Raw genomic sequence first — 13,050 nt, 5'->3', positions numbered from 1 at the left:
TATCAATTGCTTATGATTTATATGGTGATTCGTTGAACATTGATGATTGGAAACCATAGATTGAATAGATTATAAAATATAAAAACGCTCTAGACAATATGACTAGAGCGTTTTCTATATATCCGAACATCTAATTTATTTCACAAAAAATGTAGTCAAAAATGTAGTCATTCGGTTGATTTTTATTGCAATACATTGAATTTTTAAAATTCAAGAATCGCGTTAAATCAAGTTTTTTTCGTTTCTATTGAAATGTAATGACCCACTATTTAACCTCGGTAAACACAACGTGCTTGCGAAGTTTTGGTGAGTATTTTTTCAATTGAAGACGGTCTGGAGTGTTACGTTTGTTTTTAGAAGTAAGGTACAAGCGTTCACCAGATGCTTTGTGTTCAAGTGTGATATTTACGCGCATGATAGCTCCCTTCTATTATTCAGCTGCAGCAGCTTTAGCGATTTTACGTCCTTTGTAGTATCCTTTAAGTGATACGCGGTGAGAACGTGAGTAATCTCCAGTAGTTTCATCAAAAGTTACAGATGGAGCTGTAATTTTGTAGTGAGTGCGACGTTTGTTTTTTTTCGCTTTTGAAGTGCGACGTGCAGGTACTGCCATTTTAAATTCTCCTTTTAGTTTTTAAAATCTATTCAATGATGATTTTCATCAACTTTAGTAGTATATCAAATTTTTTTTGTAAAGTAAAGTTACTTGACAAATTTTTGGACAAACTAGCCAGTTTTTTTAGTAAAGGGAAGTTTTCTATGGGAAATATTTTCAAATGTCCCGCAAAATAACGGACTTGTGGTACAATAATTATATTATATAAATTCGAGGAAAGACTATGAAATTACAAAAACCAAAGGGCACACAAGATATTCTTCCAAAGGATTCTGGGAAATGGCAGTATGTGGAAGAATTTGCTCGTAATACTTTTAAAAAATACAACTATGCTGAGATTCGCACACCACTGTTTGAGCACTATGAAGTGATCAGTCGCTCTGTTGGAGATACGACCGATATTGTGACGAAAGAAATGTATGATTTTTACGATAAAGGCGATCGCCATATTACCTTGCGTCCTGAAGGGACAGCACCTGTCGTACGTTCTTATGTGGAAAATAAGCTATTTGCACCAGAAATCCAAAAACCGGTAAAACTTTACTATATGGGTTCAATGTTTCGATATGAGCGTCCACAAGCTGGTCGTTTGCGGGAATTTCATCAGATTGGTGTAGAGTGTTTTGGCTCCAATAATCCTGCGACTGATGTAGAGACGATTGCCATGGCAGCTCAATTTTTCAATGAAATTGGTATTCAAGGTGTAACGTTGCAGTTGAATAGTTTGGGGAATGCGGAGAGTCGCGCCGCTTATCGTCAAGCATTGATTGATTATTTGACGCCGTTGAAAGACAGTCTTTCTAAAGATAGTCAGCGTCGTCTGGAAGAAAATCCTCTCCGTGTGCTAGACAGTAAGGAAAAAGAAGATAAACTCGCTGTTGAAAATGCACCCTCTATCCTGGATTATCTAGATGAGGAAAGCCAAACTCATTTTCAAGCTGTGCGTTCGATGTTGGAAGCACTGGGAATTCCTTATGTTATCAATACCAATATGGTCCGCGGATTGGATTATTACAATCACACGATTTTTGAATTTACTGCAGATGTAGCCGGTAATGAACTGACAATTTGTGCAGGTGGTCGATATGATAGCCTTGTTGCTTATTTTGGTGGGCCAGAGACAGCTGGATTTGGCTTTGGAATGGGTGTGGAACGCCTCCTCCTCGTTCTTGAAAAGCAAGGTGTGGAATTGCCGCTAGAAGATAGCTTAGATGTTTATATTGCAGTTTTGGGAGAAGGTGCTAATAATAAAGCATTGGAAATTGTGCAAGCACTTCGCAAGCAAGGGTTTACAGCTGAGCGTGATTATTTAAATCGTAAGTTGAAAGCGCAATTCAAGTCAGCAGACACCTTTGGTGCTAAAGTGTTAATAACTCTTGGCGAAAGTGAAATTGAAAGCAAACAAGTCACTATCAAAAACAATCAAACGCGTGAAGAATTAATTGTCGATTTAAATCAGATCCAAGAAGATTTTCAAGTAATTTTTAAGCAAGTAGGATTTTAGTTGAGAAGTGCAAAAGCTAGGTACTGGCTTTTTGCTATTATTTGTGTAAGGTGAACAGAGGTTGAATAACTGATGAAAAAAATTGTCATTCCATCTATACTTCAATTTATAATAGTTTTTTTAGTAATAGGTGGTATTGCTTATTTTGTGAGAGGAGACTTTTTCTTTCGATTTTTAGCACCGATTTTTGGCTTAGCGGCAGGACTGTTGCGCTTAGCCTTAAGTTATGTTGTTAAGGTTTTGCATCCTGAATTATATGAAAGAGAGATTAAGAAATGAAACTTAGTCTCCTTTTTATGAGAGATTAGGTTAAGATAAGAAGTTTTTGAAAAGCGGACTTCTTTTTCATCTCTTTTGTGGTAAAATAGTAAAAGAATTAAAAGTTTGGAGAATAAAAATGAGACGTTCAATGTATGCTGGACGTGTTCGTAGTGAACATGTCGGTCAAGAAATCACTTTAAAAGGTTGGGTATCCCGTCGTCGTGACTTGGGAGGCTTGATTTTCATTGATTTACGTGACCGCGAAGGCATTATGCAGCTGGTTATCAATCCTGAGAATGTAACTAAAGAAGTCATGGGAACTGCCGAAAGGTTGCGAAGCGAATATGTTATTGAAGTGACTGGAAAAGTAGAAGCACGTACGCAGGCAAATGATAAACTTGCAACAGGAACTGTTGAACTGCATGTGGAGACTTTGACAATTCTCAATACAGCCAAAACAACTCCATTTGAAATTAAAGATGGTATTGAAGCGAATGATGATACGCGCCTTCGTTATCGGTATTTAGATCTTCGACGTCCTGAAATGTTGGCAAATTTGAAATTACGAGCTAAAGTAACACATTCAATTCGTAATTACTTAGATGAGCTTGAGTTTATTGATATAGAAACTCCGTTTCTTACGAAATCAACTCCAGAAGGTGCGCGTGATTATTTGGTGCCAAGTCGAGTGAACCAAGGACATTTCTATGCATTGCCACAAAGTCCTCAGATTACAAAACAATTGTTGATGAATGCTGGTTTTGATCGTTATTATCAAATTGTGAAGTGCTTCCGTGATGAGGACTTGCGTGGAGACCGTCAACCAGAGTTTACACAGGTTGACTTGGAAACTTCATTTCTTTCTGACCAAGAAATCCAAGATATTACAGAAGGCTTGATTGCTCGAGTGATGAAAGAAACGAAGGGAGTTGATGTTACGCTACCATTCCCACGAATGACATATGATGATGCGATGACTTTATATGGAAGTGATAAACCAGATACTCGTTTTGAAATGCTTTTGCAAGACTTGACAGATATTGTCAAGGAGATTGACTTTAAAGTTTTTTCAGAAGCACCAGTAGTTAAAGCTATTGTTGTGAAAAATGCTGCTGATAAATATTCTCGTAAAGATATTGATAAGCTGACAGAGCAGGCAAAACAATATGGTGCAAAAGGACTTGCTTGGGTCAAAGTGGCCTCAGATGAATTAAATGGTCCAATTGCTAAATTTTTGAAAGACTTGACAAATGAGTTGACGGATGCTTTACGACTTGAAGAAAATGATTTGGTTCTCTTTGTAGCTGATACTGTAGAAGTTGCTAATGCAACTTTGGGTGCACTTCGTGTCCGTTTGGCAAAAGAACTAGGCTTGATTGATGAGTCGAAATTTAATTATCTTTGGGTAGTGGATTGGCCAATGTTTGAATGGTCAGAAGAGGAAGGACGTTATATGAGTGCACATCACCCATTCACCCTTCCACAAGCAGATACAGCTCATGAGTTAGAAGGTGATTTGAGTAAAGTTCGTGCTATTGCTTATGATATTGTCTTGAATGGTTATGAATTGGGTGGTGGAAGTCTTCGTATTAACCATAAAGATTTGCAAGAACGAATGTTTAAAGCCCTTGGTTTTTCTAAAGAAGCAGCTACTAATCAGTTTGGTTTCTTGCTAGAAGCTATGGATTACGGCTTTCCACCACATGGTGGGTTAGCTATCGGACTAGATCGCTTTGTCATGTTGCTAGCTGGTGAGGAAAATATCCGTGAAGTGATTGCTTTCCCTAAAAATAATAAAGCAGGTGATCCTATGACACAGGCGCCAAGTCTAGTTGACACTAAGCAGCTTGAGGAATTAAGTTTACAAGTAGAAACTCATGAAGAAAACTAAGATTTATAAACGATTTCGTTATTATTTGCGCCGTTTGGCTTATAATTTTAAATTGATACAAGTGCTTAAAAGTATCTCCCGTAAGAAGTATGATGAAAAAATATCTGCTTCACTAATCTATGGTTTTTTATCTGCTGTTGCAGTTAATCTCTTCTTTCAACCAGGGCATGTGTACTCAAGTGGGGCGACGGGATTGGCACAGATTTTAGCCGCTTTAAGTACACGTTTTTTGGGATTTGCCATTCCTGTTTCTGTAACTTTTTATCTCATCAATATCCCACTAATGATCTTGGCTTGGTATCAAATTGGGCACAAGTTTACGGTGTTTACTTTTATTACGGTTTCCATGAGCTCACTGTTTATCCAGTTTGTTCCTGAAGTGAGTTTAACAAATGACCCAATTATCAATGCATTGTTTGGTGGGGTCATTATGGGAATGGGGATTGGTTTTGCTTTGCGTTCCAATATTTCTAGTGGTGGGACAGACATTGTCAGTTTGACAGTTCGGAAGAAAACGGGCAGAAATGTCGGAAATATTTCTTTTATTGTCAATGGGATGATTATGATTATTGCGGGTGTGACCTTTGGGTGGAAATATGCGCTTTATTCGATGATTACGATTTTTGTTTCGAGTCGGGTGACAGATGCCGTCTTTACCAAGCAAAAGAGGATGCAAGCTATGATTATTACCAGTTATCCTGAAGCCGTTATTGAAAAAATCCACAATAAGTTGCATCGTGGTGCAACGATTATCAATGGTGCAGAAGGTACCTACAATCATGAGAAAAAAGCAGTTTTGATTACAGTTATTACGCGTGCTGAATTTAATGAATTCAAGCATATCATGCGAAAAGTAGACCCGCATGCTTTTGTATCGGTAGCGGATAATGTTCACATTCTTGGACGTTTCGTGGAAGAATAAAACCATCAGATTAGCTGAATTAGCTAATCTGATGGTTTTTTGTTAGACACCTTTAAGACTGTCTTCCCTTTTTAAGATCAAAATCAATAGGAAGTGAGCTAAAAAGTTTTTGTGTTAAAGTATAGAATGAAATAAATCAAAGATACAATAGCTGGGTTCAAAAAGCACAGCTTTGAAAAGTGGGCAGGACTGATAAAGCAAGTCTTCTTTCCATAATTATTTAAGTGCGAGAACTTGTTTTCCAGGGACAGTATAGTAATCTTTGTTAGCGTCGAGAGGAGTATCAAGGCTGATTTTAGGATAGTTGATAAACACAGCTTGTTTATCCTGATTTGGATAGATAAATGAATTGTTCCCAAAGTTAATGAGGATAGTGATTTGATTTTCTTTTTCTTTGATTTTGTATTTGACTATAGATTCATTCAGCCATTGAGCAGAGCAACAATTTTTGATTTCTGTACGTGTTTTCAAACGTAAGAGTGGATGTTTTTTTCTGAATTGAATGAGCTGACAGATAAATGCCACATCTTTCTCATATTCAATTGAGCGTAGCCAATCTAGACGGTTAATAGTATCTGGAGTATTATAAGTATTCTCAATGAGATTTTTGCTACGGAAAAATTCTTGACCACTATGAATGAATGGTACTCCTTGTGTCAACAAAGAGAGATGCAGAGCAAGTCGAGCATTGTCAAGTCGCTCTTTTAAATCAATCTTGGGATTTTGTATCGCAAAATAGTCAAAAGCAGTTGCATCGTCATGGCATTCTACATAGTTGATTGCTTGTTGCGGTGCGATAAAGTGTTCAGTACCTATAAAACCAATATTGGCAGTTAAAACATTCTCTATAGAATTTATGGAATTTGTTTTTTGTATTTGTTCGCCTTTTGCGATGGTTGCTTTTATTGTATTGCGAAAATGATCATTGAAAAAACCATAACTTGGTAATTTGTCAGCATTGAACTGGTGAGCCAGTCTATTGTTATCTAGACCCGTATTCATACGCCAGCCTTCTCCGTAAAGATAGACGTTCGGATAGAGAGATTGCAACTCCTCTGCAATCTGTTTCATGGTTTCTATATCTAAAATCCCCATGAGGTCAAAGCGGAATCCATCGAATCCGTAAATCGTTAACCATTGTTTGAGGGAATGCTTAATATAGCTACGAACCATTGCTCGTTCACTTGCTACATCATTTCCACAAAATGTACCATTTGTTAAATTACCGTTGTGATCGTAGCGGAAAAAATAACCTGGAACGATTTTTTCAAAAGCATAGGCTTTAGGATCGTAGACATGATTATAAACAACGTCCATGATAACGCTAATATCAGCTTTGTGGTAAGTAGTGATGGCTTCTTGCAATTCAACGATTCTTGCATATGGATCATGTGGATTAGTTGTAAAACTGCCGTCGGGAAGGTTGTATTGCATAGGGTCGTATCCCCAGTTGTATACGAGCTCTGGATGATTTTCATCAACGCTGCCAAAATCATACAAAGGCATGAGCTGAATGTGAGTTACACCTAATTGTTTGATGTACTCCATCCCTAAAGTGTGTTTTTGCAACTGCGGAGACTCTGTCAGAGATTTGAATTTACCAGGATAAGTAAACTTAGCTTCTTTTTGCATGGAAAAATCTCGCACACTCATCTCGTAAATAATGGCCTCTGTCATTGACATTTGTGTCTGTGCTCGATGGATAGGATGAGAAATTTTCTCTAAGTTAATTATGTAACTAGCTCCAGAATTACTTTCGGACGATAGAGCATAAGGGTCGTGAACTTCTACCCAGTAACCATTTACTTTGTGTAGATAGTAATAAGCAGCTCCATCAAAATTTCCGAATACTTCTGTTTGCCACACTCCCTTTTCTCCGAGAGTCATTGGGTAAACAGTATTTTGTAAATGAAGTAATACTTGTTCAGAAATTGGTGCCCAGAGCTTAAAAGTTGTTGCTTCCGGGGTATAATGAGCTCCTAAATCGTTTTCGTTGTAAGCAAAAGTCTGGTCAAAAATTGGCTTTCTCACAATATGGCGAAATTGTAAGAACGTTTTATTACGATCTTGGTCGTAAATCCAATAATGTTCAGTTAAATCTAGCGGTTTTAGAGGAGCAAGACTGTATTGCACAAAGTCGTCTTGTTCTTCCAGAGATCTTATCTGTAAAATTTGTGTGCTATCGACCGTTTCGATTGTAAATTGTAATTGTTCAGTATAAAATTGTTTTTCTAACTCGATAGTGATGAGACTTTGGTCATCTAAGTAGGCTTGGAATGATCGGAAAGCCATAAACTTCCTTTCTTTATTGTTCGATAATGCGATGTGGAATTACTTGGCGATAACAAATTTGTCGATTTTCTTTGGTATCATTGATAATTTGCAGGATAGTTTTAAAAGAAATCCGCCCCAGTTCTAGCGTATTAATATCAACATAAGCTGCCAAGTCAAGTTTGGGTTTAATAGAGTCAAAAGCTAGAGTAGGAATAGATAATTGATTTTGATTTAAATAGTTGCAGACCCCTTCTGCTAGCATGCTATCTGTTGTGATAATCGCATCAATTTTTGAATCATGATTTAGAAGATGTTTTGTGAATTGATATCCTTTTTCTTCCAAAAATTCATTTGCAAATGCTGTGTTTTGAGGATCAAGCTCTAAGTGGTAATCTTCCAGCGCTTTTTGATACCCTTTATAACGATCTTGCGTTACAAATAGTCTTTTACTACCACCGATAAAAGCAATATTGCGGCAGCCTTTTTTGATAAAATATTCTGTTGCATCATATCCAGCTTGGATATTGTCATTATCCACCAAAGGAATAAACGGAGAAAGAGATTTTCCTAAAATTAAGAAAGGAAATTGTTCCTCACTAACCATTTTCACTAATGGATCATTTTCCTGAGAATAGAGAAAAATGAGCCCGTCCACACGTTTCCCTAGAACCATTTGGGAAATAGCTTCCATGCGCTCTTTTTCATTTTTCCCGGTCGCAATTTGAATAGCGTAGTGAAATTCAGAAGCTACCTGAGCAATCCCACGAAATACTGAAGGGAAAAATGGATTTTGATAAAAAGCATCGGAATCATCAGGTAAAACAACACCAATGACTTGTGTGTAACTGCTAACAAGACTACGTGCATTGAGATTAGGATGATAATTCAATTCCTTCATAGCTTTACGGACTCTTTTTTTGGTCTCATCGCTGATGCTGGATTTATTTTGGACAACACGGGTAACGGTAGAAGGCGAAACTCCTGCCAATTTAGCAACTTCTTTAATAGTAACTCGCATAAAAAACCTCCTACTTTTTCATTTTTTCATCACGGAAATGTGTCCGATAGAAAATAATGACGAGATAAAGCACAAAAAGAATGTTTTGAATGGTAATCATAGTGGTCATGGCTTGACCGAACAATAACCCTGCTGCAACAGCAATCAAAGTTGGCAAACCTAAACAATTCAAAGCAAAATGATAGCATTCTTTGACGGTTTTAAAAGAAAAAAGACGTGATTTTTTCGTTAAATAAAGGAAAAAGGTAGCTCCTAAGATGATGATGAAGAAATTCAGTGTCAAAAGACCGCCAGAAAGGAGAACGAGAAATAGACTGACTGTCACACGATTTTGTTGAAACCAATCTTGTGAAATGGAGGCACTGAGCGACTTTTCATTTTTTAGAGCAGCTTGATTGATATGCTGATATTGAATGTCTGCCAGTTTTTTTCCTTTTTTGCTGATAATCAGTTGTTTGGATCCGAAAGCAAGTGTTAGTTTTTCTCCTAAGGTAGACTGTTCTTTCCCTAGAAGGACAGTTCCTGCTTTGCTATTGTGAGTTGATTGCTGACCAGCATAGCTGAATTGATGATTTTCTATTTTAGCATTCTCTGTGATATCGTCCATTACTTCCTTTGTAACAGGGTCAAAAACACCATCTACAAAAGTAGTGAGTGGATAAGTCTTGAGAGACGCGTTTTGCACAGCAACTGGTATCATGGATAAGGAAATTAAAAAGATACTTGTAAAAATCAATTGAAACCAGGTCAGTAATTTTCGGTTGGTAAAAGGCTTTTTAAAACCGTAAATACTAGAAAAATAATTAAATGGATAAGGTAGCATAAGACACTCTTTCTAAAAATTTATAATCAGGTAATGGCTAATAAAGCAAAGTTTATTAGCTATCATACAACTATAAATAAAAGAGGGTGGGACAAGATTATCCCTTGTCGCCACCACTTGTTAAACCAGATACAAAGTTCTTTTGTAGGAAGAAGAATAAGATACAGATTGGCAAAGCAATCAGGATAGCGCCTGCTGAGAAGTAAGCAATCTTCAAATTCTTCACATCACTAACAAAGGTTTGTAAACCAACAGCAACTGTATAGAATTCTTTTTCACGAAGTAAGAAACTAGATAAGATGTAGTCTCCGAATGGTCCCATGAAAGCCCAGAGAGCTTGTACAGCAATCATTGGACGAACGAGTGGCAGTACAATTTGCCAGAAGCGTCTGAAGTGACCAGCACCGTCCAATTTAGCGGACTCATCAAGCGAGATAGGCACAGTATCAAAATATCCTTTCATGAGCCAAGCGTTCATTGGGATACCACCGCCGACATAAAGGAAGATGAGGAACCAACTGTGGTTGAGCGCATTTAACATCAAAGCCATAACGAAGAAGGCGGTCAGGGCAGCCATTGTTGGCACCATTTGAATGATTAAGAAGAAGACCAGACTTTGTTTTCTAGCTAGGAAATTATAACGACTATAAGCGTAACCAGCTAGTACAACTATACTTGTTTGGATAATCATTGTCAAGATAGCAATGATTAAAGTGTTAAAGTACCAAGTCCCATAAAGAGTTTCAGTAAAAAGCTTGCTAAAGTTTTCTAGGCTAAAATTAATATCTGTATCTAGCTTAAACGCAAGGACATTCCCTGTCTTGAAAGCAGACATAATCGTAATCAAGAGAGGATAGATAATGATAATAGATAAAGCCACTAGATAGAAATAAGTTAAAAAGTGGTTTAAACGGCGTTTAAATTTAATAGAATTATTCATCTTACACATCCTCCATATCAAATGCATGTAGTTTCTTGAACGCAATCATGGAGATTGAAATCACAATAAGAGAAATGATAAGTGTTACCGCAGCAGCCATTGAGTATTGAGGAGCTGCACCTGTCGTTAAACGATAAATCCATGAAATGAGGATGTCAGTCGAACCTGCACCACCACCAACTGTACCAGGACCGCCATCATTAAAGAGGTACATGATAGAGAAGTTGTTGAAGTTGAAAGTATACTGACTGATGAGTGTAGGAGCAGCAACTGCTAAAATCATTGGGAAAGTGATATTGCGGAATTTTTGCCATGCATTTGCACCATCAATGTAAGCTGCTTCGTAAAGATCGTTTGGAATGGATTGCAAGATACCAAGTGTCAATACATAAATGTAAGGGAAACCAAGCCAACCTTGCATCATAATTAGAGCAATTTTAGTCCAGGTCGGATCTGTTTTCCAAGGAATCAGATATCCATTTAAGAATGGCAATACTTTACCAAGAAGCGGAATGACTTGGGTATTGATTGCACCGATACTATCGTTGAACATGTTACTGAAAGTTAAGATAGTGATGAATGCTGGGACAGCCCAAGGCAGTAGGAAGATAACGCCGAAAATGCGTTTTCCTTTAATAAATGGTTGGTTTGCAATAATAGCGGTAAAAATACCAATAACGATTTGGACAGTTGAGGCAGCTAGTGCCCAGATAATAGTCCAACCAAGAACGGCTCCAAAAGCAGAACGGAAAGTGCTAAGTCGCCAAATATTAGTGAAGTTTGTCACGCCAACCCAATCCAAGAGCTTGGTTGGAGGCAAATGTTGGAAATCATAGTTTGTAAAGGCGATTAAAAGAGTAACCAATACAGGGAAAATGATAGCAAAAGTCATTGCAATATATGAAGGAATAATCAATAGGTAAGGAAAACCATTAGCGTAAATTCCTTTTAACATATCTTTGAAAGTCGTAGGAACTGGATAATCATTATTCCAACGTTTCGCAATAGTATAAGCATCTTTTAGATTGAGAGCATAAAAGATGAAATAAACAATGACAAGAATAAAGTGGAATGCACCACGAATCAGCATGAAAAGAGAGTTATCGCGTCCAGGCACCTCACCGAGAGTAATTAAGTTTCCTAACTCAGGAGCAGCAATGGCGAAAAAGTAAATCAAAAATAAAATGGTAACTCCTAAAAAGATAGCCCCTTTTGCTTTTTGTTTATTATAAATTTGCCCAAGTCCTGGGATGAGGGAGAGCAGCAATGCTTTACGTGGCTGTTGTTGTGTAGTCATCAGAGCCTCCTTTGTCTAAAATATAGAACTCGACTGGTGCTGCCAATCGAGTTCTATCCTACCTCAATCTGTTTTATTTTTTACCAAATTTTTGATTGATAGTATCTTTAATCAATTTAACGGCATCATTTACAGCGGTTTTAGTATCTTTTTTACCACTTACAGCATCAAAGAGCATACTTGCTGCTGGATCCCATACAGTACTCATTTCAGAGATATTTGGCATAGGTTGAGCAGATTGGAATTGTTTAATAACAGCTGAAGTCAATTCATCATTCTTTCCTTCAGCGTATTTACGAGCCTCTGTGTTTGCAGGTACTTCGTTTGTAGCATCATAGAAAGCTTTTTGTTGTTCAGTCGAAGTCAAGAAGTTAACAAACTTTTGAGCTGTTTTGGCATTTTTAGATCCTGCAGGGATGACCCAAGCTTTACCACCACCAAAGGTTTGATAGTTTTTACCATTTGGAAGTGTAGGAATAGTGGCAACACCATAGTTCACTTTAGCTTCTTTGAATGATGCAGCTTTCCAAGGGCCTTCAATGATAGCAGCTGTTTTACCTGATTGGAATTGAGTTTGAATTAAGTTTGCGGCACCTTTAGTATCTTGCATTCCTTTTGGCCATTTTGCATACCAAGTTTTAGCGTATTCAACACCTTTGATAGAACCGTCATTTGCAAGTCCAATGTCTTTAGGATCGGTACCGTTCTTACCAAAGACATATCCACCATTACCAGCTAACAGACCATAAGTGTAGTAGAAGTTTGTCCAGTCAGCAAGGAACCCAGTTGTTTTGCCATTTTCGTTAGCAAAAGCATATTTGCTGTCTTTTGCAAGTTCTTCTAATTCAGCAAAAGTAGTAGGTGCTTTAGAAACAAGGTCTTTATTGTAGTACATTACTAATGTTTCGATAACAGCAGGTGCGCCATAAGTCTTACCTTTTGTAGTTACGAGTGCTTTTGTTGTGTCATCAGTCATTGAACCTTTGTCAAGTTTCACTTCTGAAAGTTGGCCGTCTGAACCGAGACTACCTACGCGGTCATATGGAGACATCATAACGTCTGGAGCCTTGCCAGATTGATTGTCAAGTGAAAGATTTTCAAGACCTTTAAGTTGGTCGCCAGTTTTAATAGTAACTTTTGTTCCACTTTCTTTTTCAAAAGCTTCAGCTGCTTTCTTTACATATTTTTCGTATTGTTTTTCTACGTAAATAGTGAGGTTTTTACCATCACCAGAAGAAGCTGATTTATTATTTTTGCTACCGCAAGCTACTAGTAACAAACTAGCTAATCCTACAGTTCCAAGAACTGCAACACTTTTCAACACTTTATGTTTCATGATTTATTCCTCCTAAAGAATAAAATAATAAGATAATAATTTAATTAGTTTACGCAAACGTTTTCTTAAACTGAGATTAGTATACCATAAATAGAAAACGGTTGCAACATTTTTTTTAAAAATCTTAAAAATTTTTTATTTCTCACTCAAAAATGTTGACAAAATATA

12 protein-coding genes are annotated in these 13,050 nt (G+C 37.2%); 4 read left to right on the top strand and 8 right to left on the bottom strand.

Features of this window, described 5'->3' with window-relative positions; genetic code table 11:
* Positions 1-265 precede the first annotated feature (265 nt).
* A complete protein-coding gene (rpmG, locus tag H8787_RS09540; RefSeq protein WP_003026692.1) occupies positions 266-415 on the bottom strand; it encodes a 50S ribosomal protein L33 in 150 nt (49 codons plus the stop codon).
* 15 nt (positions 416-430) lie between these two features.
* A complete protein-coding gene (rpmF, locus tag H8787_RS09535; RefSeq protein WP_003071531.1) occupies positions 431-613 on the bottom strand; it encodes a 50S ribosomal protein L32 in 183 nt (60 codons plus the stop codon).
* Positions 614-839: 226 nt separating this feature from the next.
* Here rpmF and hisS point away from each other — a divergent pair, with 226 nt between their 5' ends.
* The 4 genes from hisS to H8787_RS09515 all read left to right on the top strand — a co-directional run bounded on the left by hisS (position 840) and on the right by H8787_RS09515 (position 5,194).
* Positions 840-2,120 (top strand): histidine--tRNA ligase, encoded by a 1,281-nt coding sequence (hisS, locus tag H8787_RS09530; protein WP_187327937.1) that lies wholly within the window; start codon positions 840-842, stop codon positions 2,118-2,120.
* Between the two features lie 72 nt (positions 2,121-2,192).
* A complete protein-coding gene (locus H8787_RS09525; RefSeq protein ID WP_003071529.1) occupies positions 2,193-2,399 on the top strand; it encodes a hypothetical protein in 207 nt (68 codons plus the stop codon).
* Between the two features lie 118 nt (positions 2,400-2,517).
* Entirely contained in the window at positions 2,518-4,272 is a 1,755-nt protein-coding gene (gene aspS / locus H8787_RS09520; protein ID WP_187327936.1) for an aspartate--tRNA ligase, read from the top strand.
* Positions 4,259-5,194 carry a YitT family protein gene (locus H8787_RS09515; protein ID WP_003071527.1) on the top strand — a complete coding sequence of 312 codons (936 nt, stop codon included), beginning with the start codon at positions 4,259-4,261 and terminating at the stop codon, positions 5,192-5,194. The genes aspS and H8787_RS09515 overlap by 14 nt, the downstream gene beginning before the upstream one ends.
* Before the next feature lie 216 nt (positions 5,195-5,410).
* Here the strand turns inward: H8787_RS09515 and pulA are convergent, their stop codons facing one another.
* The 6 genes from pulA to H8787_RS09485 form a co-directional block, all read right to left on the bottom strand.
* Complete coding sequence (pulA, locus tag H8787_RS09510) at positions 5,411-7,486, bottom strand: type I pullulanase (protein WP_187327935.1); 2,076 nt, start codon at positions 7,484-7,486, stop codon at positions 5,411-5,413.
* Between the two features lie 13 nt (positions 7,487-7,499).
* Positions 7,500-8,486, bottom strand: a complete 987-nt coding sequence (locus H8787_RS09505; protein ID WP_003071525.1) for a LacI family DNA-binding transcriptional regulator — start codon at positions 8,484-8,486, stop codon at positions 7,500-7,502.
* Between the two features lie 10 nt (positions 8,487-8,496).
* Entirely contained in the window at positions 8,497-9,309 is an 813-nt protein-coding gene (locus H8787_RS09500; protein ID WP_187327934.1) for a DUF1189 domain-containing protein, read from the bottom strand.
* A gap of 97 nt (positions 9,310-9,406) precedes the next feature.
* The gene (locus H8787_RS09495; protein ID WP_003026676.1) at positions 9,407-10,249 is read right to left on the bottom strand and encodes a sugar ABC transporter permease; all 843 of its coding nucleotides are present in this window, start codon (positions 10,247-10,249) and stop codon (positions 9,407-9,409) included.
* 1 nt (position 10,250) lies between these two features.
* On the bottom strand, positions 10,251-11,546 hold the full coding sequence (locus H8787_RS09490) for a sugar ABC transporter permease (RefSeq protein WP_187327933.1): 1,296 nt from the start codon (positions 11,544-11,546) through the stop codon (positions 10,251-10,253).
* 73 nt (positions 11,547-11,619) lie between these two features.
* A complete protein-coding gene (locus H8787_RS09485; RefSeq protein ID WP_037598374.1) occupies positions 11,620-12,882 on the bottom strand; it encodes an extracellular solute-binding protein in 1,263 nt (420 codons plus the stop codon).
* Positions 12,883-13,050: the final 168 nt, after the last annotated feature.

This window comes from Streptococcus sp. NSJ-72 (assembly GCF_014334035.1).
GTDB classification, from domain to species: domain Bacteria; phylum Bacillota; class Bacilli; order Lactobacillales; family Streptococcaceae; genus Streptococcus; species Streptococcus constellatus.
The sequence above is the reverse complement of the archived record's forward strand: the minus strand, read 5'-3'. Positions and strand labels throughout refer to the sequence as shown.

Bases quoted from the DNA above. Each gene is read 5' to 3' on its own strand.
- rpmG (WP_003026692.1), bottom strand. From the start codon at position 415: ATGCGCGTAAATATCACACTTGAACACAAAGCATCTGGTGAACGCTTG.
- rpmF (WP_003071531.1), bottom strand. From the start codon at position 613: ATGGCAGTACCTGCACGTCGCACTTCAAAAGCGAAAAAAAACAAACGT.
- hisS (WP_187327937.1), top strand. From the start codon at position 840: ATGAAATTACAAAAACCAAAGGGCACACAAGATATTCTTCCAAAGGAT.
- H8787_RS09525 (WP_003071529.1), top strand. From the start codon at position 2,193: ATGAAAAAAATTGTCATTCCATCTATACTTCAATTTATAATAGTTTTT.
- aspS (WP_187327936.1), top strand. From the start codon at position 2,518: ATGAGACGTTCAATGTATGCTGGACGTGTTCGTAGTGAACATGTCGGT.
- H8787_RS09515 (WP_003071527.1), top strand. From the start codon at position 4,259: ATGAAGAAAACTAAGATTTATAAACGATTTCGTTATTATTTGCGCCGT.
- pulA (WP_187327935.1), bottom strand. From the start codon at position 7,486: ATGGCTTTCCGATCATTCCAAGCCTACTTAGATGACCAAAGTCTCATC.
- H8787_RS09505 (WP_003071525.1), bottom strand. From the start codon at position 8,486: ATGCGAGTTACTATTAAAGAAGTTGCTAAATTGGCAGGAGTTTCGCCT.
- H8787_RS09500 (WP_187327934.1), bottom strand. From the start codon at position 9,309: ATGCTACCTTATCCATTTAATTATTTTTCTAGTATTTACGGTTTTAAA.
- H8787_RS09495 (WP_003026676.1), bottom strand. From the start codon at position 10,249: ATGAATAATTCTATTAAATTTAAACGCCGTTTAAACCACTTTTTAACT.
- H8787_RS09490 (WP_187327933.1), bottom strand. From the start codon at position 11,546: ATGACTACACAACAACAGCCACGTAAAGCATTGCTGCTCTCCCTCATC.
- H8787_RS09485 (WP_037598374.1), bottom strand. From the start codon at position 12,882: ATGAAACATAAAGTGTTGAAAAGTGTTGCAGTTCTTGGAACTGTAGGA.